17 protein-coding genes are annotated in these 18,974 nt (G+C 65.5%); 8 read left to right on the top strand and 9 right to left on the bottom strand.

What is annotated here, in order from left to right; all coding sequences use genetic code 11:
- The first annotated feature begins 50 nt into the window (after positions 1 to 50).
- Positions 51 to 731, top strand: a complete 681-nt coding sequence (gene aat / locus BDOA9_RS21310; RefSeq protein ID WP_025035999.1) for a leucyl/phenylalanyl-tRNA--protein transferase — start codon at positions 51 to 53, stop codon at positions 729 to 731.
- Positions 732 to 743: 12 nt separating this feature from the next.
- Here aat and BDOA9_RS21305 read toward each other — a convergent pair whose 3' ends face one another.
- Complete coding sequence (locus tag BDOA9_RS21305; RefSeq protein WP_025035998.1) at positions 744 to 1,784, bottom strand: DUF2155 domain-containing protein; 1,041 nt, start codon at positions 1,782 to 1,784, stop codon at positions 744 to 746.
- Positions 1,785 to 1,965: 181 nt separating this feature from the next.
- Here BDOA9_RS21305 and BDOA9_RS21300 point away from each other — a divergent pair, with 181 nt between their 5' ends.
- Positions 1,966 to 2,973, top strand: coding sequence for a hypothetical protein (locus BDOA9_RS21300; RefSeq protein ID WP_025035997.1), 1,008 nt, complete (start codon positions 1,966 to 1,968; stop codon positions 2,971 to 2,973).
- 35 nt (positions 2,974 to 3,008) lie between these two features.
- Here the strand turns inward: BDOA9_RS21300 and BDOA9_RS21295 are convergent, their stop codons facing one another.
- On the bottom strand, positions 3,009 to 3,545 hold the full coding sequence (locus tag BDOA9_RS21295; RefSeq protein WP_042336304.1) for a hypothetical protein: 537 nt from the start codon (positions 3,543 to 3,545) through the stop codon (positions 3,009 to 3,011).
- 80 nt (positions 3,546 to 3,625) lie between these two features.
- Entirely contained in the window at positions 3,626 to 4,564 is a 939-nt protein-coding gene (locus BDOA9_RS21290) for a GlxA family transcriptional regulator (RefSeq protein ID WP_025035995.1), read from the bottom strand.
- 101 nt (positions 4,565 to 4,665) lie between these two features.
- Between BDOA9_RS21290 and BDOA9_RS21285 the strand changes: the two genes are divergently transcribed.
- Entirely contained in the window at positions 4,666 to 5,352 is a 687-nt protein-coding gene (locus BDOA9_RS21285; RefSeq protein ID WP_025035994.1) for a DJ-1/PfpI family protein, read from the top strand.
- 595 nt (positions 5,353 to 5,947) lie between these two features.
- Here the strand turns inward: BDOA9_RS21285 and BDOA9_RS21280 are convergent.
- A complete protein-coding gene (locus BDOA9_RS21280; RefSeq protein ID WP_025035993.1) occupies positions 5,948 to 6,355 on the bottom strand; it encodes an NADH:ubiquinone oxidoreductase subunit NDUFA12 in 408 nt (135 codons plus the stop codon).
- Between the two features lie 241 nt (positions 6,356 to 6,596).
- On the opposite strand from BDOA9_RS21280, the gene BDOA9_RS21275 reads away from it, so the two are divergent.
- From BDOA9_RS21275 to BDOA9_RS21265, 3 genes are all read left to right on the top strand, one after another.
- Complete coding sequence (locus BDOA9_RS21275; protein ID WP_025035992.1) at positions 6,597 to 7,313, top strand: BA14K family protein; 717 nt, start codon at positions 6,597 to 6,599, stop codon at positions 7,311 to 7,313.
- A gap of 258 nt (positions 7,314 to 7,571) precedes the next feature.
- Positions 7,572 to 7,988 carry a response regulator gene (locus tag BDOA9_RS21270; protein WP_025035991.1) on the top strand — a complete coding sequence of 139 codons (417 nt, stop codon included), beginning with the start codon at positions 7,572 to 7,574 and terminating at the stop codon, positions 7,986 to 7,988.
- Positions 7,985 to 10,258 (top strand): CHASE3 domain-containing protein, encoded by a 2,274-nt coding sequence (locus BDOA9_RS21265; RefSeq protein WP_025035990.1) that lies wholly within the window; start codon positions 7,985 to 7,987, stop codon positions 10,256 to 10,258. The genes BDOA9_RS21270 and BDOA9_RS21265 overlap by 4 nt, the downstream gene beginning before the upstream one ends.
- Here the strand turns inward: BDOA9_RS21265 and BDOA9_RS21260 are convergent.
- Positions 10,221 to 11,120, bottom strand: coding sequence for a DMT family transporter (locus tag BDOA9_RS21260; protein WP_025035989.1), 900 nt, complete (start codon positions 11,118 to 11,120; stop codon positions 10,221 to 10,223). The two genes, BDOA9_RS21265 and BDOA9_RS21260, sit on opposite strands and share 38 nt — an antisense overlap.
- A 769-nt stretch (positions 11,121 to 11,889) precedes the next feature.
- Between BDOA9_RS21260 and BDOA9_RS21255 the strand changes: the two genes are divergently transcribed.
- Positions 11,890 to 15,660 (top strand): vitamin B12-dependent ribonucleotide reductase, encoded by a 3,771-nt coding sequence (locus tag BDOA9_RS21255; RefSeq protein ID WP_025035988.1) that lies wholly within the window; start codon positions 11,890 to 11,892, stop codon positions 15,658 to 15,660.
- A gap of 440 nt (positions 15,661 to 16,100) precedes the next feature.
- On the opposite strand, the gene BDOA9_RS21250 is transcribed toward BDOA9_RS21255, so the two are convergent.
- Positions 16,101 to 16,664, bottom strand: a complete 564-nt coding sequence (locus BDOA9_RS21250) for a type 1 glutamine amidotransferase domain-containing protein (protein WP_025035987.1) — start codon at positions 16,662 to 16,664, stop codon at positions 16,101 to 16,103.
- 158 nt (positions 16,665 to 16,822) lie between these two features.
- Between BDOA9_RS21250 and BDOA9_RS21245 the strand changes: the two genes are divergently transcribed.
- A complete protein-coding gene (locus tag BDOA9_RS21245) occupies positions 16,823 to 17,332 on the top strand; it encodes a ParB N-terminal domain-containing protein (protein WP_025035986.1) in 510 nt (169 codons plus the stop codon).
- 163 nt (positions 17,333 to 17,495) lie between these two features.
- Here BDOA9_RS21245 and BDOA9_RS21240 read toward each other — a convergent pair whose 3' ends face one another.
- Genes BDOA9_RS21240 through BDOA9_RS21230 form a run of 3 tightly spaced genes read right to left on the bottom strand, consistent with a single transcriptional unit; the run spans position 17,496 to position 18,782 of the window.
- Positions 17,496 to 18,122, bottom strand: a complete 627-nt coding sequence (locus tag BDOA9_RS21240) for a nucleotidyl transferase AbiEii/AbiGii toxin family protein (RefSeq protein WP_025035985.1) — start codon at positions 18,120 to 18,122, stop codon at positions 17,496 to 17,498.
- Positions 18,106 to 18,525 (bottom strand): hypothetical protein, encoded by a 420-nt coding sequence (locus BDOA9_RS21235; protein WP_025035984.1) that lies wholly within the window; start codon positions 18,523 to 18,525, stop codon positions 18,106 to 18,108. The genes BDOA9_RS21240 and BDOA9_RS21235 overlap by 17 nt, the downstream gene beginning before the upstream one ends.
- Positions 18,501 to 18,782: a hypothetical protein gene (locus tag BDOA9_RS21230; protein WP_025035983.1), complete on the bottom strand. Its 282-nt coding sequence runs from the start codon at positions 18,780 to 18,782 to the stop codon at positions 18,501 to 18,503. Before BDOA9_RS21230 ends, BDOA9_RS21235 begins: the two co-directional genes overlap by 25 nt.
- Positions 18,783 to 18,974 lie beyond the last annotated feature (192 nt).

Below are 18,974 nucleotides of genomic sequence, written 5' to 3'. Positions count from 1 at the left end.
CGGCCGCCACCCATCGCAACTGCCTTGCGATCCTGCTATGATGGCAAGCCATGACTTCGCGCGACTCCGCCCCGTCTGAAATCACGCCGGCCGTGCTGCTGCGCGCTTATGCCTGCGGCATTTTTCCGATGGCGGAAAGCGCCGATGATCCGACCCTGTTTTGGGTCGAGCCGGAGCTGCGCGGCGTCATCCCGCTCGACGGCTTCCGCGTCGCCTCGCGCCTCGCGCGCACTGTGCGCTCGGATCAGTTTCGCGTCACCGTCAACACCGCGTTCAAGGCGACCATCGCCGGCTGCGCGGCGCCGCAAGCGGGACGCGAGGACACCTGGATCAACAAGCGCATCCGCGACCTCTATGGCGGCCTGTTCGAGCTCGGCCATTGCCACAGCGTCGAAGCCTGGCAGGGCGACGATCTCGTCGGCGGTCTCTACGGCGTCAGTCTGGGGCGGGCCTTCTTCGGCGAGAGCATGTTCCACAATGTGCGCGATGCCTCGAAGGTCGCGCTGGTGCATCTGGTCGCGCGGCTCATTCACGGCGGCTTCGAGCTGCTCGACACCCAATATGTCACCGAGCATCTGAAGAGCTTCGGCGCCGTCGAGATCTCGCGCCGACGCTATACCGCGCTGCTCGACAAGGCGCTGGCGGGCGAACCCGGCGATTTCCTGAAGCTCTCCGCGGGCGAAGCGATCCCGGGGGCACGCGCCCTCGAGATCATTGCTTCGCGGCAATAACCAATTGCTGGCCTAGCGGCCGCCGAACCCGGGAATTCCGAACAGGCCCGGCCGCTGCTCCGGTGGGGGTGGCGGCGGCGGCGCCGGTTGCTGCTGCTGGATCGGCGGCAATGGCTGCGGCGGGCGCTGCTGCACCTGCTTGGGCGCGGCCTTCTTCTGCGGGGGCGGCGGGGGCGGCGGCTTTGCCGCGGCCGGATCCGGTGCCGCGGTGGCGACGGTCTGCTGCGGCTCTTTGCAGTCGGTCAGCCAGATGTCGTAGATCGGGTGCTCGACGCCGTGCAGGCCGGGGCTCGCCGCGTACATCCAACCGGAGAAGATCCGCTTCACCTCGCCCTGCAAGGTGATCTCGTCGACCTCGACGAAGGCGTCGGTGTTGGCCGCTTCCGTCGCCGGACGCGTGTAGCAGGCGTCGGTCTTGACGCGGAGCGCACCGAACTGGACGGTCTCGCCGATCTCCTCGTCGAAATTGATGATGCGTCCGGTGATCTTGTCGAGGCCGGAGAAGGTCGCCTTCTTGTTCACGATCTTCTGGGCCGGCGGCTCGGTCACGACCTCGTCGCCCGGCTGCAGGCTGGCCGGCGTCTGCGGCACGGCACCGCCCGGCCCGCCCTTCTGCTGGGGCTGGCGCTGACCGGGCGCACCCGGGGCGCCTTGCGGACCCGGCGGAGCGGTCGCAGCGGAGGGCGGCTGGTTCGGCGGCGCGAGGGTCGAGCCCGGCGGCGGCGCCAAAGGCTGGGTCTCGACCGGCCCCGGCATCACATTGCCCTGCCGGCCCGGCGGCGGCATCGGGCGCGACGGCAGCACCCGGCCCTGCGGCGGCAGCTCCGGCACCTCTTCGTCGTCCTCGGGCATCGGCTGCGGCTGGGGCTGGCCGCGCGGAATGCTCCCGGGCGGCCGCAGCGGCGGCGGATCGGAGAAGATCGTGCCGATCTGCGCAACTGCCGGCGTCGCAGCCGTCAGTGCGGTGGCGGCCAAAAGCGCCGCAAGACCGGTCAGGGCAAAGGTTTTGAACATCTCGCGCGGCTTCAACAGCGAATCGGGCTCGTTGGACATTCTACAGGGGATACCGCCGCTCGCAGGCCCTCCGGTTAACACGCCGAATACGGCGGGGGAAGGGCGGCATCCCAGCCCTTCCCGGCCCGCTCTGGCCAGGCCAGCTCCCGGATGGGATAGTCGTGAGCCCCTCCCCGGGGCCGCAGGCGGGTATGCCCCCGAACCGACAATCCCGACAGAGATGCCCTCCTCGCTCGAAGCCGCCCTCGCCCTTCCCCTGCGCGCCCTGGCCTGGCTCGGCGGCCAGGGCACGCGCGCGGTGGCGGCGATCGCCTTCATCGCGGTCGCGGTGCCGCCGCTCGGCGCGCTGCTGCGCCCCTATGTCACCGAGGCGATCTTCCTTCTGCTCTGCATCTCGTTCATGCGCGTCGATCTCGTCGCGCTGTCCGGACATCTGCGCCGCCCTGCCCTGGTCGGGGCCGCCACGGCCTGGACCACGATCGCTGTGCCGCTGATCGTCGGCCTCATCGCCCAGGGAAGCGGACTCGACGCAAGCTCACCCGGCCTCTTCCTCGCGCTGATGCTCCAGGGCATGGCTTCGCCGATGATGGCAGCACCCGCGCTCGCCGCGCTGATCGGCCTCGACGCCACGCTGCCGCTGGTCACGCTGGTCACCGCAACCGCGCTGGTGCCCTTCACCGCCTCGGTGTTCGCCAGCCTCTTTCTCGACGGCATGCTCAGCATCTCGCCGCTCGCGCTCGGCCTCAAGCTGCTCGGCATCCTCGCCGCATCGCTGCTGGCCGCGACACTCATCCGCCGCCTGTTCGGCACCGAGGCGATCCAGCGCCACAAGCAGCCGATCGACGGCTTCAACATCCTCATCCTGCTGGTGTTCGCATCCGCCGTCATGGGCGACGTGGCGCACGATTTCGTCGCCGATCCGCTGTTCGCGATCGCCGTCGCACTGCTCGCCTTCGCGGTCTATTTCACCCTGCTCGCCGTCACGACGCTGATCTTTCGCCGCGCCGGCACCGAGCGTGCCTTTGCCATCGGCCTGATGGTGTCACAGCGCAATCTGGGCCTGATGCTGGCGGCCACCGCCGGCGCATTGCCGCCTGCCACCTGGCTCTATTTCGCGCTGACGCAGTTTCCGATTCACCTTGCGCCGTACCTGCTGATGCCGATCGCGCGGCGGGTGATTGTGCGGACGGATACGTCCAGCGGGGCCGCCACAAGCGGCACCACTTAGCACGAGCTCACGAACGACATCGGCATTTGACCAGACTATGAGGTGTTTCTGTCCTCTGCATATCGCTCGACGAGCTCGGACCAGAACGGAATGTATTTGATCTGCGCGGGCCAGGGTTTGCTGTTCCAGCCCGCGAACTCTCGATCAAAATAGTCGCCCAGGTTCACACCATAATAAATTGCGTCGATGCCGTAGATCGAAAAGACCGGGTTGCCCGCCTCGTGCGGCTGCTCCGGCAAATATCGGTGTGCAATCAACGGGATTAGTTTCGGTGCCCGGGAAACTATCTCTCGAAGCGTCTCTTCCCGCACGCGCGCGCTGGACGGCCACGCTCCCCATTCCGACCACCACAATTGTCCGTGCTCGACAGAATGACGAAGGCTTTCAAAGGGCCATTCCAGCGCTCGTCTTATCGCCCGGTCGTCCGTCCAATCGTGTCCATCCATCGGTCGCCTTTGCTTCAGGAGCGCAACCAAATCGGGAGGAAAGACCAAGCCAAATCGACGTTGCGCCCTGTCGAGCTCCGATTGCGTATAGCCTTTGGTCCAACGAATCCTGTCGTTGCCTGACACTTCTACCCCACTTCTCGCTCGCTTTCCCGTTCGGATACGGGCCGCGATCACGCGTACGTCCGATGTTCGAATGCCCGCCCCTACCCCGCCCGCGCCGCGCGCCGCAGCGCCTGCGGCGGCTGGCCATAGGCGCGGATGAAGGCGCGCCGCATGCGCTCGGGGTCGCGGAAGCCGGTCACCTCCGCCACGCGCTCGATCGCCTCGCGCGAGGACTGCACGCGCTCGCGCGCGACTTCGAGCCGCAGCCGCTCGATCGCCTTGGAGGGCGTCGTGCCGGTCTCGGCGGCGAAGGCGCGGGCGAAGTGCCGGGCGCTCATGCCGGCCCGGTCGGCGAGATCCTCCACCGTCAGCGGCGCGTCGAGATTTTCGCGCGCCCAAGACAGGAGCGTGCCGAAGCGTCCGTTCGGCGTCTTCAGCTCCAGCAGCGACGAGAATTGCGACTGCCCACCGCTGCGGCGGTGATAGAGCACGAGCTGGCGCGCGGTCGCCTGCGCGATCTCCTCGCCATGATCCTCGGTGACCATCGCGAGCGCGAGATCGATGCCGGCGGAGATCCCGGCCGAGGTCCAGACATTGCCGTCGCGGGTGAAAATCCGGTCCGGCTCGAACTTGATCCTGGGAAAGCGCGCGACGAACTCGCGCGTCCGCGCCCAATGCGTGGTGGCGCGGCGGCCGTCGAGCAGCCCGGCCTCGGCGAGCACGAAGGCGCCCGAGCAGACGCTCGCGACCCGCACGCCGCGCCTTGCCAGTCGCTGCACGAAGGCACGCGTGATCTCGCAGCGCGCGGCCTCCGCGACGCCCATGCCGCCGGCCACGACCAGCGTCGTGATCGCGTTTGCCGTCTTGAAGTCACGCGCCATCATCTCGACACCCGACGTGCTGCGCACCAGCCCCGGCTTCGCCGCCAGCACGCGGATGGCTGGGGAATTGCCGGAGGCGCGCGCAGCGATCTCGAACACCGAGATCGGACCTGCCGCATCGAGCAGCTGGAAGTCCGGGAAGATCAGGATGCCGATCATGGAGACAGATCCTAATGTCCGAAAGCGAGGGAATTATGCCATTTCTGACGAGAGGGCACCATGCCATTCTGCCGGCGTCAAGCGCATTGTCGGAGGCTCCCATGTCGTCACCGCTCCAGATCGGAATCCTGGTATTTCCGCGCGTCACCCAGCTCGACTTCACCGGCCCGTTGCAGGTGTTCGCGATGGTTCCGGACGCAAAGCTGCACCTGATCTGGAAGCGGATCGAGCCGGTGCCGAGCGATTCCGTGCTGACGCTGACGCCGACCACGACCTTTGCGGATTGCCCCCAGCTCGATGTGATCTGCGTGCCCGGCGGCCAGGGCACCAACGACCTTCTGGGCGACGAGGAGGTGCTCGCATTCCTGCGCAGGCAGGCGGCAGGCGCCAAATACGTCACCTCGGTGTGCACGGGATCGCTGGCCCTCGGCGCCGCGGGCCTCCTGAAGGGCTATCGCGCCGCCACCCATTGGAGCGCGATGGACATGCTCGCACAGTTCGGCGCGACGCCGACCAAGACCCGCGTCTGCGTCGATCGCAACCGCATCACTGGGGGCGGCGTCACCGCCGGCATCGATTTCGCGCTGACGCTCGTCTCGATCATGGTCGATCGCACCACGGCCGAAGCAATCCAGCTCCAGATGGAATACAATCCAGCCCCGCCGTTCGATGCGGGCTCGCCCGACACGGCGCCCGCCGAAGTGCTGGCGCTGCTGAGAGAGCGCGGCGCGCAAAACCAGGCGCGGCGGCTCGAAGCAGTGAAGCGCGCGGCCGAGCGGGTGACGTAACGCGCTGCGGGTGTCCCGGACGCGCTGCATCGCGCAGCGATGCGGCGCAGAGCCGGGACCCAGGAAGCCACGCCGACCGCAGCAACATGGCCCCCCGAACTATTTCGCACAGCTACATCATCCTCGTCATTGCGAGCGCAGCGAAGCAATCCAGGCTGCCACCGCGGGAAGACTCTGGATTGCTTCGCTGCGCTCGCAATGACGGAGTGTAGAGCAACGAAGGGCACTCCCCATCCCGAACGCGGTGCAAGTCCGCAAAAGAAAAAGGCCGCTCGGTTTCCCGAGCGGCCTTTCCTGTCTCACGGTGGCTGCACATTCACATCGGGCGATGTCGGAGCTTCCAGACCGGGGGCCTATCTCCCGATCGAGTCCTTCCTCGGCGGCCGCTGCATCTCGGGACAGTCGCGAACTGTTGCCCGAACCGAACGCGATGGTTTCCCATCTCCGTAAGATGGGATCATTGAGCCGCATCGCCCGCATCGACGCAACGTCCGCGCAAGCGGCGTCCCCGCTGTTCCCGTTGTCCACAGCGGCGCGGCGCGCATGCATGTGCATCCGCTTTGGAGGATGATGGTCCGTGGGTGGCCCGAAAGGGCTAGCCGGGCGTCCAGGGCTGATAGTCGCCGGTCGCCTTGGGGCGCCTGCCGCTGGCCAGCGTCGAGCCGGAGGGACGATAGGCCTTGGCGGTGCCGGTGAGATTCGGCTGGTGCGGCTTTTCCCACTCGCGCGGCTGGTAATTGATCTCGGTCGGCGGCTTGTCGACGACGTGGTGGATCCAGCCATGCCAGGACGGCGGAATCCGGCTCGCTTCGGCATAGCCATTATAGATCACCCAGCGCCGCTCGAAGCCGAGCGTCGGGTCGATCGCCCCGCCCCGGGTGCGGTAGTAACGGTTGCCCTGCTCGTCCTCGCCGACCAGCTCGCCATACCGCTTGGTCCAGAGCTGGGTGCCAAAGGTCTGGCCACTCCACCAGGTGAAGAACTTGAGGAAGAATTGTTTCATGCGGCAAGGGCCCTGCTTCGTCGGGTCCTGATGCCATCCGGGGGGCGAAATGTCCAGTTCGGCAGACGTGTCGGCGCCCCCGCAAATCCGCCTACCGCGCACGCCGCTGCCGCAAAGCCGACGCGATTCATTCATGCCCGGTACAGCAGCAGGGCCTGAGGCTCCATTGGCACGCAAACCGGCGTGATCCCAGGAACCCCCGCGCTTTCGCAGGGTTGCTTTCCGGGAAAGGAGTTCAACCATGAACAGTCTGAAAATATTGAGTGCCGCTGCGACGGTGGCCTTGGTTCTCCCGCTGGCAACGCCGAGCTTCGCACAGGGCCATGGTGGTCGGGGTGGCGGCGGCGCACATTTCGGCGGCGGTGGCGGCGGTGCTCACATCGGCGGCGGTGGCTTCGGTGGCGGTGCGCGGATGGGTGGCGGCGGCGCGGCCTTCCATGGCGGCGGCGGCAATTTCGGAGGCGGCGCGGCGATGCGTCCAAGCGGCGGCAGTTTCGCGGCGGGCGCGGCGATGCGTCCGAGCGGAGGCAGTTTCGCGGCCGGAACTGCGGTCCGTCCGAGCGGCGGCAGCTTCGTCGGCGGCGTGGCGGCAGGTACGGGTATCTCGCCCACCTATAGCGGCACGCGCAGCGTCGCGACCGCCTCGCCGGGCACCTGGAGCGGCGGCACATGGAACGGCGGCTGGCGCCACCACCATCATCGCCGCGGCGGCTTCTGGCCGGGCTTCGCCGCCGGCGCCGCAATCGGTGGCCTCGGCTCCTACGCCTATTACGGCGGCGGGTACGGCTATTACGACGATCCCTACTACTATGGCAGCTACTACGACGAGCCGTCGGTTGCGGTGGTGCAGGATGACGGCGGCGACTCCGCGGCCTATTGCGCGCAGCGCTACAAGTCGTACGACCCGGCGTCGGGCACCTATCTCGGTTACGACGGCCGGCGGCATCCTTGCCCGTAAGCAGATCGCCGAGAGGCAGATGACAAAGCCGTGAGGCAGAAGGCGTCGCAGCGATGCGGCGCCTTCTTCGCTATCGTCTTCCTCATTGGTTTCGGCTCCATCACGCTCGTGCCCACGAGGATAGATACAAATCGATGCAAATGGACCTTTATGCACCGAACCGTGCATATCCTTCGCGATCCAATCCCAAATTGACCGGAGCCACGATTCGCGGATATCACAAACCACAGTGGGGACTTCGATCTTCTGGGAAGTGTCATGCCGCGTATTCTCGTGGTTGATGACGATCCGATGGTCGGCGCGACCATCGAGGTCCTCCTCCAACGTCAGGGCTTCGACGTCACGCTCACCGACGGCGGCGAAACAGGATTGGCTGCGCTGGAATCGCAGGCCTTCGACGTGATGCTGGTCGACATCTTCATGCCGCATATGCGCGGCTTCGAATCCATCCGCATCTTCCACGAGCGCGCGCCGGCGACCCCCCTGATCGCGATGTCGGGCTACGCCTTCGCCTCGTCCGCCTCGCCCTCTCCCGACTTTCTCCGCATGGCGCTGGAGCTCGGCGCCACGCGCTGCCTGCGCAAGCCGTTCACGCCGGAAGCGCTGCTGACCACGATCCGGGAATGCCTCGCCAGCGCGGGCGCGCCGCCGATGGATCAGAAAGAAGCCCCTTGATTCCAACGCAGCGCGTCATTCTCGGTGCCGGACTTGCCATCCTCCTGATCATCACCGCGGCCTCGATCGCCCTCGACGTCAAGTCGCGGTCCGACGCGGCGTGGGTGAACCACACCGTCCAGGTGCAGAAGAAGATCTCCGATCTGCGCGTGCTGCTGCGCCGGGCCGAGAGCGCCGCGCGCGGCTACGAGCTCTATCGCAGCCAGGGCTTCAGCGACGAGTTCCAGGCGGTGCACGCCAAGATCGCCCCGGCCCTCGCCGAGCTCAAGCGCGACGTGCGCGACAGCCCCGATCAGGTCGCGCTGCTGGAGGGCACCGAGCCGCTGGCGCTGCGCCGGATCGAGATCGCCGCCACCGCGATGCGCCTGCGCGCCGCCAACGACCAGGCCGGCATTGCCGCGCTCAACAGCAAGGCCGAGGGCCGCGGGCTGATGGACACGGTGATGGGCAATCTCGACCGCCTGAGCGCGGAGGAGGAACGCCTGCTCGCCGCCCGCTCCCAGGATTCGCGCCGCACCGGCATCGTGCTGCTCGGCATCGACGTTGCCGGCGCCGTGCTGATCCTGCTCCTGGTCGCGTTGGTGATGCGCGAAAGCCGCCGCACCACGGGTGAGCTCCAGAGCTCGCTCGAGCAGACCCAGGCCGCCAAGACGGCGCTCGAGGCCGCGGTGGCCGAGCGCACCGAGCACCTCGTCGCCGCGCATGACGAGCTGCGCCTGTCGGTCAACGTGCTCCAGAGCACGTTTCGCAGCATGGCGGAGGCGGTGCTGGTGATCGACAACGAGGGCACCGTGCTGCTGTCCAATCCGGCCGCCGAGCGCATGCTGCTGCATCGCACCGGCATGAACGTCGGCAACCTGCGCGCGCTGTCCGACGTGTTTCACGGCGACGGCGTCACGCCGCTTCTGCCCGACGAGCTGCCGTCGGCGCGCGTGCTGCGCGGCGAGCAGTTCGAAGAGCTGGAGATGATCGTCCGCCCGCACAGCGGCAACCCGCCGCGCCAACTCATGGTCAGCGGCCGGCCGATGCGGGACGGGCAAGGCAACATCTCGGGAGCCGTGCTGGTCTATCACGATGCCACGACCTCGCGCGAGACCGAGCGGCAGCTGCACCAGTCGCAGAAGCTGGATGCGATCGGCAAGCTGACCGGCGGCGTCGCGCACGACTTCAACAACATGCTCACCGTCATCTCCGGCAACACCGAGACGCTGGTGGAGAAGCTGAAGGACCAGCCCGAGCTGCAGCGCACCGCGCGGCTGATCGACGATGCCGCCGAACGCTGCGCCGAGTTGATCCAGCACCTCCTGGCGTTCGCGCGCCGGCAGCCGCTCGAGCCGCGCAACGTCGACATCAACGCCGCGATCTCCGACATCGCAAAGCTTCTGCGCCCCACGCTCGGCGAGCAGATCCAGATCGAGACCGTGCTGGAACAGGGACCGATGACGACGCATATCGATCCGTCCAGGCTCACCAACGCCGTGCTCAACATGGCGATCAACGCGCGCGATGCCATGCCGAACGGCGGCAAGCTGCTGCTGGAGACGCACCGCGTCGTGCTCGACGAGGCCTATGCGCTGGCCAATGCCGACGTGACGCCCGGGCCCTACGTGATGCTTGCGGTGAGCGACACCGGCACCGGCATGCCCCCCGACGTCCAGCTGAAGGCGTTCGAGCCCTTCTTCACCACCAAGGAGGTCGGCAAGGGATCGGGCCTCGGCCTGTCCATGGTCTACGGCTTCGTCAAGCAGTCGGGCGGCCACATCAAGATCTACAGCGAGGAAGGTCACGGCACCACGATCAAGCTCTATCTGCCGCCGGGCGAAGGCGCCGCGGAGACGGCAGCCGGCGTCACGCCGCAGGCCGAAGGCGGCGCCGAGACCATCTTCGTGGTCGAGGACGATCCGCTGGTGCGCAACTTCGTCACCGCGCAGCTGCAGAGCCTCGGCTACAAGACGGTCGCCGCGCCCGACGGCAAGGCGGCGCTGGACCTGATCGAGGCCGGCCAGAGCTTCGACCTGCTGTTCACCGACGTCGTCATCCCCGGCGGCATGAGCGGCCGCGAGCTCGCCGAAGAGGTGGCAAGGCGCCGGCCGGGCCTGAAAGTGCTCTACACCTCCGGCTACACCGACAACGCCATCGTCCATCACGGCAAGCTCGACGACGGCGTGATGCTGCTGACCAAGCCCTATCGGAGAAACCAGCTCGCCGAGATGATCAGGAAGGCGCTGGGGGCTAACCGCGCGTCGCCATCACCACCGCCGCCAGCGTGAACACCAGCCCCGCGACCTGCCCGGCCCCGAGCGGCTCGCCGAGCGCGAGCGCCGATGCCACGACGCCGATCACCGGCACCGCCATGGTGCCGATCGCGGCGACCGAGGCCGGCAGGCGCGCAAGCGCTGCGAACCAGCTGACATAGGCGATGCAGAACTGCCCGACCACCGAATAGACCAGCAGCCACCAGCCGAGCGGCGTCACCTGCGACAAATGCGTGGTCTCGATCAGAAGGCCGACGATCGAGATCGGCAAGCAGCCGATCCCGATCTGCCAGGCGGCCGCGGTGAGTGGCGGCAGGTGAATCGGATACTTCTTCGAGAGCACCGTGCCGAGGGCGAAGCCGAACGCGCCGACCAGCACCATGATGATGCCCGGCAGCTTCGCCGTGCTGGCAGCCATGCCATTGCCGCCCATGATCGAGCCAAGCCCCGCGAAGGCCAGCACCAGGCCGAGCGTGCGCAGCACCGTCGGCCGCTCCCCGAGGACCGGCCAGGCGATGATCGAGGCCCACACCGGCATCGTGTAGGCGATCAGCGCCGCCTCGCTCGCCGGCAGCCAGAGCAGCGCCAGCCCCATCAGCACCATCCAGCCGGTGACGTTGAGCGCGGCCGCGGTGAGCAGGCGCGGCCAGACCGGGCCCTGAACGCGCAGGCTTTGCCGGCGCATCACAGCAAGCAGCGCCAGCAGCAGCGCGCCGAGCACGCCGGTGACCCCGCGCAGGGTCAGAGGCGGCAGTTCGCCGAGCAGGAATTTCGTCACCGGCCAGTTGAAGCCCCAGCCGATCGAGGTGATCGCAAGGAACATCAGGCCGGCCGGGGCGATGCGCGGCCGCGCGCCCGGCTTCATCGAATCAAGCATGTTGGGTAGTCCGGCAAATCTGGCGGCCAGCTTGGCCCGGATTCGCAGGTCCCACCACCAGTTCGGCGGGCATGCCTGCCCTCACCTTCCGTAGGGCTACGTGAGTCCTGCTGACGCAATCCCATCGCTCAAAAATATACCCAGCCTGTGAACAGCGGGATGAAGCTCCGCATCATCACGGCATGCAAATTTTTTCGGTTGGGAATCCCTGAGGACTCACTGATACTTGGGCTCACGACAGGCGCGGCGAAGACCCCTGTTATCCCCCACAATCCACCATATTTAGTATTTGATTCAGGAACTCGCACTAGTTCTTGACGGGCGCAACGGAGAGTCCTAGCTTTCGGTCCGTTCGGCGCGAGTGAGTTTGCGTCCCGCCGGCACTCCCCCAAAGGGTCTCGCAAATTTCAGCTCCGCCAGCCGGCCAAAGGCTGCGGAATGAGGGCGTGTCTGCCCTCGGAATGCGAGGCTCTTCGGGCGCCAGAACGGGCCGGCAACAGGCCCGGATGGCATCGATGACGAAGTGACGTTGTGGGGCGTTGAACGCATGTCGCAGGCATCCCCTTGGGGGCGGATGGGTGTGGACATGCCGGCGGGATGGTCGATGCGACGCATCGATCTCGTGCCGGGAAAAAACAGGGCCGGATCCACCGGCTGAACTGCGGTGCCCCAAGGCCGAACGGCTGAAGGCGCCGCGCGATGCAATGACGACCCGGCACGCCCGAGAGCGAGGGGCAGGACCGGTCAAAGAAAAGGACGGGGCAAGACCATGCGGATTGAGCGGCGCCACACCATTTCGGGACAGTCACCTTATGCGGGAATCGATTTCCGCCTGACCACGTCGGAGATTCGCAATCCCGACGGCTCGGTCGTGTTCAAGCTCGAGAATGTCGAGGTCCCGGCCGAGTGGTCGCAGGTCGCCTCCGACGTGCTGGCCCAGAAATATTTCCGCAAAGCCGGCGTTGCCGCGCGCCTGAAGAAAGTCGAGGAGGAATCCGTCCCCTCCTTCCTGTGGCGCTCCGTGCCCGACACCGACGCGCTCAATGCTCTCCCTGAGAAGGAGCGCTATGTCAGCGAGCTCAGCGCAAAGCAGGTGTTCGACCGCCTCGCCGGCTGCTGGACCTATTGGGGCTGGAAGGGCAAGTACTTCTCGACCGACGAGGACGCCCAGGCCTTCTATGACGAGCTCCGCTACATGCTCGCCATGCAGATGGTCGCGCCGAACTCGCCGCAATGGTTCAACACCGGCCTGCACTGGGCCTACGGCATCGACGGCCCCGGCCAGGGCCATTATTACGTCGACCCCTTCACCGGCAAGCTGACCAAGTCCAAGTCGGCCTACGAGCATCCGCAGCCGCATGCCTGCTTCATCCAGGGCGTCGGTGACGACCTCGTCAATGAGGGCGGCATCATGGACCTCTGGGTCCGCGAGGCGCGCCTGTTCAAATACGGCTCCGGCACCGGCTCCAACTTCTCGCGCCTGCGCGGCGAAGGCGAAAAGCTCTCCGGCGGCGGCCGCTCAAGCGGCCTGATGAGCTTCCTCAAGATCGGCGACCGCGCCGCGGGCGCGATCAAGAGCGGCGGCACCACCCGCCGCGCCGCCAAGATGGTCGTGGTCGACGTCGATCACCCCGACATCGAGACCTATATCGACTGGAAGGTGAAGGAGGAGCAGAAGGTCGCCGCCCTCGTCACGGGCTCCAAGATCAACCAGAAGCACCTCAAGGCGGTGCTGAAGGCCTGCGTCAATTGCGAAGGCTCGGGCGACGATTGCTTCGACCCCGAGAAGAACCCGGCGCTGCGCCGCGAGATCAAGCTCGCGCGCCGCAGCCTGGTGCCCGACAATTACATCAAGCGCGTCATCCAGTTTGCGAAGCAAGGCTACAAGGACATCCAGTTCGACACCTACGATACCGACTGGGACTCGGAAGCCTATCTCACGGTCTCCGGCCAGAACTCCAACAACTCGGTCTCGCTACGGGACGACTTCCTGCGCGCGGTCGAGACCGACGGCGACTGGAATCTGAACGCCCGCACCTCCAAGAAGGTGACGAAGACGCTGAAGGCGCGCGACCTCTGGGAGAAGATCGGCTACGCCGCCTGGGCCTCGGCCGATCCGGGCCTGCACTTCAACACCACGATGAACGACTGGCACACCTGCAAGGCGTCCGGCGACATCCGCGCATCGAATCCGTGCTCGGAATACATGTTCCTGGACGACACCGCGTGCAACCTCGCCTCGGCGAACCTGCTGACGTTCTACAACACCGAGACCAAGCGCTTCGACGTCGAGGGCTATGAGCACCTCTGCCGGCTCTGGACCATCGTGCTTGAAATCTCCGTGATGATGGCGCAGTTCCCGTCGAAGGCGATCGCCGAGCTCTCCTACGAGTTCCGCACGCTCGGCCTCGGCTACGCCAATATCGGCGGCCTCCTGATGACCATGGGCCTGCCCTATGACAGCAAGGAAGGCCGCGCGCTCTGCGGCGCGCTGACCGCCGTCATGACCGGCATCACCTACAAGACCTCCGCGGAAATAGCTGCTGAACTGGGCACCTTCCCCGGCTACAAGAAGAACGCCGCGCACATGCTGCGCGTGATCCGCAACCACCGCCGTGCGGCGCATGGCGAGGCCTTGGGCTATGAGGCGCTGAGCGTCAACCCGGTGCCGCTCGACCTCGTCTCCTGCCCGCAAGCCGACCTCGTCAACCATGCCCAGGCCGCCTGGGATGCGGCGCTCGAGCTCGGCGAGAAGCACGGCTATCGCAACGCCCAGACCACGGTGATCGCGCCGACCGGCACGATCGGCCTCGTCATGGATTGCGACACCACCGGCATCGAGCCCGACTTCGCCCTGGTCAAGTTCAAGAAGCTCGCCGGCGGCGGCTACTTCAAGATCATCAACCGTGCGGTGCCGGCAGCGCTCCGCGCGCTCGGCTATCGCGAAGCTGAGATCGCCGAGATCGAGGCCTACGCCGTCGGCCACGGCTCGCTGTCGAACGCCCCCGGCATCAACGTCAGCACGCTGAAGGCCAAGGGCTTTACCGATGAGGCGATCGCCAAGGTCGAGAAGGCCCTGCCGACTGCCTTCGACATCAAGTTCGCCTTCAACAAGTGGACGTTTGGCGAGGATTTCATCCGCGACCAGCTCGGAATCGGCGCGGAAGCCATTGCAGCGCCCGGCTTCGACCTCCTCCAGGCCGTCGGCTTCACCAAGCGTGAGATCGAGGCGGCCAACGTCCACATCTGCGGCGCGATGACGGTGGAAGGTGCCCCGCACCTCAAGGCCGAGCACTATCCCGTGTTCGACTGCGCAAATCCCTGCGGCAAGATCGGCAAGCGTTATCTGTCGGTCGAGAGCCACATCCGCATGATGGCGGCGGCGCAGCCCTTCATCTCGGGCGCGATCTCCAAGACCATCAACATGCCGAACGACGCCACGGTGGAGGACTGCAAGTCCGCCTACATGCTGTCGTGGAAGCTCGCCCTCAAGGCCAACGCGCTCTATCGCGACGGCTCCAAGCTCTCCCAGCCGCTCAACTCGCAGCTCATCAGCGATGACGAGGACGAGGACGATGCCGTCGAGCAGCTGCATGAAAAGCCGATGGCGGCGCGCGCCACGCATGTGGCCGAAAAGGTCGTCGAGAAGCTGGTCGAGCGCATCGTCGTGATGCGCGAGCGCGAGAAGATGCCCGATCGCCGCAAGGGCTACACCCAGAAGGCGGTCGTCGGCGGACATAAAGTCTATCTCCGCACCGGCGAATACGATGACGGTCGCCTCGGCGAGATCTTCATCGACATGCACAAGGAAGGCGCGGCGCTGCGCTCCTTCATCAACAACTTCGCCATCGCGGTGTCGCTCGGCCTGCAATACGGCGTGCCGCTCGACGAATATGTCGACGCCTTCACCTTCACCCGCTTCGAGCCGGCGGGCCCCGTGCAGGGCAACGACAGCATCAAGTACGCGACCTCGATCCTCGACTACGTCTTCCGCGAGCTCGCGGTGAGCTATCTCAGCCGCTTCGACCTCGCCCATGTCGATCCCAACGAGACGGGTTTTGATGCGCTCGGCAAGGGCGTCGAGGAAGGCAAGGAGCCGGACGAGGACGGCGGCCACCACGCGACCAAGCTGGTCTCGCGCGGCCTCACCCGCTCGCGCACGGACAACCTCGTCGTGATGCGCGGCGGCTCGGCCGCGGTCAGCCAGGGCAACGACAGCGCGCCCTCCGGCGGCAGCCGGGTCACGGCGCTGGCCGCCCACGGCACCTCCTCCCGCGTCGGCGACGCCATCGAAGGCGCCGTCGCCCTGAAGCAGGAAGCCCAGCACGACCTGTCTCCGACGGAGAAGCTCGAGCAGCTGCAATGGAGCAAGGCCGGCACCGCGGCAACGGCGGTCCCGAGCAAGGCCGAGCGCCGCGCGGAAGCGAAGGCCAAGGGCTACGAGGGCGAGATGTGCTCAGAGTGCGGCAACTTCACGCTGGTGCGGAATGGGACGTGCATGAAGTGCGATACGTGCGGCAGCACGACGGGGTGTTCTTGAGGCGATAGTTGCGAAGAAGCAGCAGCAGCCAAAGAATTGATCTACATACCGAGAAGGGCGGCCTTACGACCGCCCTTCTCTTTACAACCAGAGGGGGGCACATTCTAAATTCCACCCAATACTCATGAATAAATTAAGGGGAAACCAATTGGCTATTGGAGAACCAGTCGACACCGATCTGTGCTTCGTAATCGGCCCAATTGGCAAAGATGGCACCGCAGAACGAAAGCACGCCGATTTGCTTCTTCATTCAGTGATCAAACAGGTGCTTGAAAGCGACGAATTTAAGTACCGAGTGAAACGTGCAGACCAGGATGCGGACCCCGGAATGATCGGCGACCGGCTATTACGGTGACAGTGCACTAAATCATTCGCTGTCGCCCGCCACCATGACCACGGCTGGAGGGCGTCGATCCAATGCACCGTCACCGCAATCACAGCTAAGCCGCACTACTGCGCTGCGTGTGCCGCCCCTCCCTCACCTCTTCGATGATCTTCGCGCTGAAGGCCTTGAGGTCGCCGGGGTTGCGCGAGGTGATGAGGCCCTGGTCGACGACCACCTCCGAATCCTCCCATTTCGCGCCGGCGTTGGCGACGTCGGTCTTGATCGATTTGTAGGACGTCATCCTGCGGCCCTTGGCGATGCCGGTCTCGACCAGCAGCCAGGGCGCATGACAGACCGCGGCCACGACCTTCTTGGCCTCGAAAACGCTCTTGATGAATTGAAGCGCCTTCGGCTCGACGCGCAGCAGATCGGGGTTGATCTGCCCGCCGGGCAGCACGAGAGCGTCGTAGTCTCCGGCTGCGGCCTGATCGAGGGTCTTGTCGACCTTGACCGGACGGCCCCAGTCCTTCTCGTCCCAGCCCTTGATCTCGCCGGCTTGCGGCGAAATGATCTCCACGGTCGCGCCGGCTGCCTTGAGCGTATCACGCGGCACTTCGAGTTCCGACTGCTCGAAGCCGTTGGTGGCGAGAATCGCGATCTTCTTCCCGGACAGTTCCATCCGTGTCTCCTTTGAGCGTCAGGTGATGCCAGTCAATCGAACGCTTCGGCGTTTCGTTCCTCACGCCACGCCGCCGAATTGCCTTTGCGGTCGACCTCTTCACCCCTAAACTCCACCGGCATGGGTTCCGGTGCGTCCGGTAGAAGCGGAGTCACGATATGCCCAAACCGGAAAGCTTCCCGATCGAGAAGATCTTCGTTCCCACCAAGCAGAAGAAAGCCCTCAAGCCCGAGACCGTCGCGGAGATCGCGGAAAGTATTTTGGAGATCGGACAACAGGCCCCGATTTCCGTTTGGCGCGACGGCGACCGCCTCGTCCTGGTCGAGGGACTGCATCGGTTGGAAGCCTGCAAGGCGCTCGGCGAGACGACCATTCTCGGTGTCCTGGTCCCGGCAGAGGTTGCCCAGCACAAGCCGCAGCTGGCCGAGCGACCCGAAGTCGAGGCCGAGCGTATCAAGATGGCGCGATTGAAACAGCTGCGCCTGGAGAAGGAGGCTGCCGAGGCATCTGCCTTGAAGAGCGCTGGCGCAACGGAAGCGTCGCGCACCCGTCCGGCGAAAGGCGTCCGCGACAATCCGAAGGCATCAGCGGGCCGGACTGCGAAATCGACACCGAAATCATTGTCGGACTGGATCACGCAGCAAAAGAGCAGCGGCGGCCGCTATTGATGGCCGAATTTGGTTGAGCTCGTAGGATGGGTAGAGCGGAGCGAAACCCATCAACAGCGCGTAGGATGGGTAGAGCACTTGCGAAACCCATCATCTGTCCGCGCGTATGCCGATGGGTTTCGCTACGCTCTACCCATCCTACAAACTGCAGGCTGGTTTGGTCTCACTCCTCGGGGATCAAATCGCGAATCTCCGCAAGCGCCTCCAACGCAATCTCGCAAGCACGATCGATGAAATCCTCCCCCCGCGGTGTCGCGTTGATCAGGCTTCTCATCTCCGCTTGATACTGGTTCTTCGCGAGGTTCAACCTGTTTTGTGCAGACGACACGACGTGCTCAGTGATGGCCGGACATTGCGCGATCTCGCTCAACGCCGAACGATCATGCAGGAAGATCGCGGCGAGATCGAAGGCGTCTCGTGCCGTGTAGGTCGATGCGCGGTAGACCAGCTTCTTGGTCGCGATTTCCGCGGATCGCTCCGCCGCGATGCTGCGTTCGCCGACTTTCAGGTCATAGGTCGGATTGTCGATGTAGGACGGGGCGTTCAAAAAATCGATTTCACCGACGTCGCGCAGGATGAGCTTCAGGTACTTGCCGGGCCATTGCCAGGTATCGCACAGCGACTTCGTCACCGGGTTCGCGTTCGGCGCGAGCTTCTTCAAGGCCGTGCTCGAGTCCAGAAAGATATCGACGTCGTAGCTGACCCGGTGACCCAGGATCTGCGCGAGCGCGGTGCCCCCGCCGAACGTCCACGGCCCGGCGCCGCCCTCAAGACTATCGAGCGCGACCAATGCCTTCTCCAGGAGGTCTTCCCACCTCGAAGGAAGCCATCTCCCTGACCCATCTTTCATTCTCGGACTCCGTGACCTGCCAGGCGTCGATGGCCTTCGATAATTCGTCGAACGTCACGATATGATCAACCACCAGCTGATGGATGACGGAAACATCGACCTCGTCGAACAACGCCTGCACGTGCACGCGCCATTTGCGCTCAAGAATCTCCCCTTTCAGACATGCGAGCAGAGTAGCTTCGTCGATCCCCACGGGCATCGGCGTGTTGATCGTCGTCACGGCTGAGGTCAGGTTCGCGAGCGCATCCTTCGACATTCCCGCAATATGGGGGAATTCGGGGAAAGTCTCAACCGGCGCCCAGACACGCTTCGTCCAGCTCACCACCAATACGGCCAGCGCCATCCCTCATAGCGCACGTAGGACGGCACCAAGGGCGGGCCGTAGGGATCGACCTTGTCGTCCTCCGGGCGATAGCGGTAGCGCGGAACGACGTTGTAATCCCACGGCGTCGGCCGCAGCACGGGCGCCGTGACGATGAGGCGCTCTTGCGGGGCGCGAACGACGACGGCTTTGCGCGTGCGCGCCTCCGCACCCGATGTTGCGAGGCTGCCCAGCACCAGGGCGGTTCCGAGCGCGCAGGCGGCGGTCAGTTTTGTCATGCGTTGGTCTCCTTCGCGCAAAGAGTGCAAAAGGATGTGAGGCAAGGCAAGCAAATTTCGCGCGAGCGCGCAGGGGCGGCCGCTGCTGGCTTTTGCGCTCCGCTCTCTCCACGTCATTGCGAGGAGCCCTTGCGACGAAGCGATCCAGAATCTTTTCCGCGGAGGGATTCTGGATTGCTTCGCTTCGCTCGC

Source organism: Bradyrhizobium sp. DOA9 (assembly GCF_000617845.2).
GTDB lineage: Bacteria > Pseudomonadota > Alphaproteobacteria > Rhizobiales > Xanthobacteraceae > Bradyrhizobium.
This window is presented reverse-complemented; position numbering and strand designations above follow the sequence as displayed.

Coding starts and splice junctions, on each gene's coding strand:
- BDOA9_RS21250 (WP_025035987.1), bottom strand. CDS start 16,664: ATGGAACTGTCCGGGAAGAAGATCGCGATTCTCGCCACCAACGGCTTC.
- BDOA9_RS21290 (WP_025035995.1), bottom strand. CDS start 4,564: ATGATCGGCATCCTGATCTTCCCGGACTTCCAGCTGCTCGATGCGGCA.
- BDOA9_RS21300 (WP_025035997.1), top strand. CDS start 1,966: ATGCCCTCCTCGCTCGAAGCCGCCCTCGCCCTTCCCCTGCGCGCCCTG.
- BDOA9_RS21260 (WP_025035989.1), bottom strand. CDS start 11,120: ATGCTTGATTCGATGAAGCCGGGCGCGCGGCCGCGCATCGCCCCGGCC.
- BDOA9_RS21255 (WP_025035988.1), top strand. CDS start 11,890: ATGCGGATTGAGCGGCGCCACACCATTTCGGGACAGTCACCTTATGCG.
- BDOA9_RS21275 (WP_025035992.1), top strand. CDS start 6,597: ATGAACAGTCTGAAAATATTGAGTGCCGCTGCGACGGTGGCCTTGGTT.
- BDOA9_RS21230 (WP_025035983.1), bottom strand. CDS start 18,782: ATGACAAAACTGACCGCCGCCTGCGCGCTCGGAACCGCCCTGGTGCTG.
- aat (WP_025035999.1), top strand. CDS start 51: ATGACTTCGCGCGACTCCGCCCCGTCTGAAATCACGCCGGCCGTGCTG.
- BDOA9_RS21270 (WP_025035991.1), top strand. CDS start 7,572: ATGCCGCGTATTCTCGTGGTTGATGACGATCCGATGGTCGGCGCGACC.
- BDOA9_RS21245 (WP_025035986.1), top strand. CDS start 16,823: ATGCCCAAACCGGAAAGCTTCCCGATCGAGAAGATCTTCGTTCCCACC.
- BDOA9_RS21235 (WP_025035984.1), bottom strand. CDS start 18,525: ATGGCGCTGGCCGTATTGGTGGTGAGCTGGACGAAGCGTGTCTGGGCG.
- BDOA9_RS21285 (WP_025035994.1), top strand. CDS start 4,666: ATGTCGTCACCGCTCCAGATCGGAATCCTGGTATTTCCGCGCGTCACC.
- BDOA9_RS21305 (WP_025035998.1), bottom strand. CDS start 1,784: ATGTCCAACGAGCCCGATTCGCTGTTGAAGCCGCGCGAGATGTTCAAA.
- BDOA9_RS21280 (WP_025035993.1), bottom strand. CDS start 6,355: ATGAAACAATTCTTCCTCAAGTTCTTCACCTGGTGGAGTGGCCAGACC.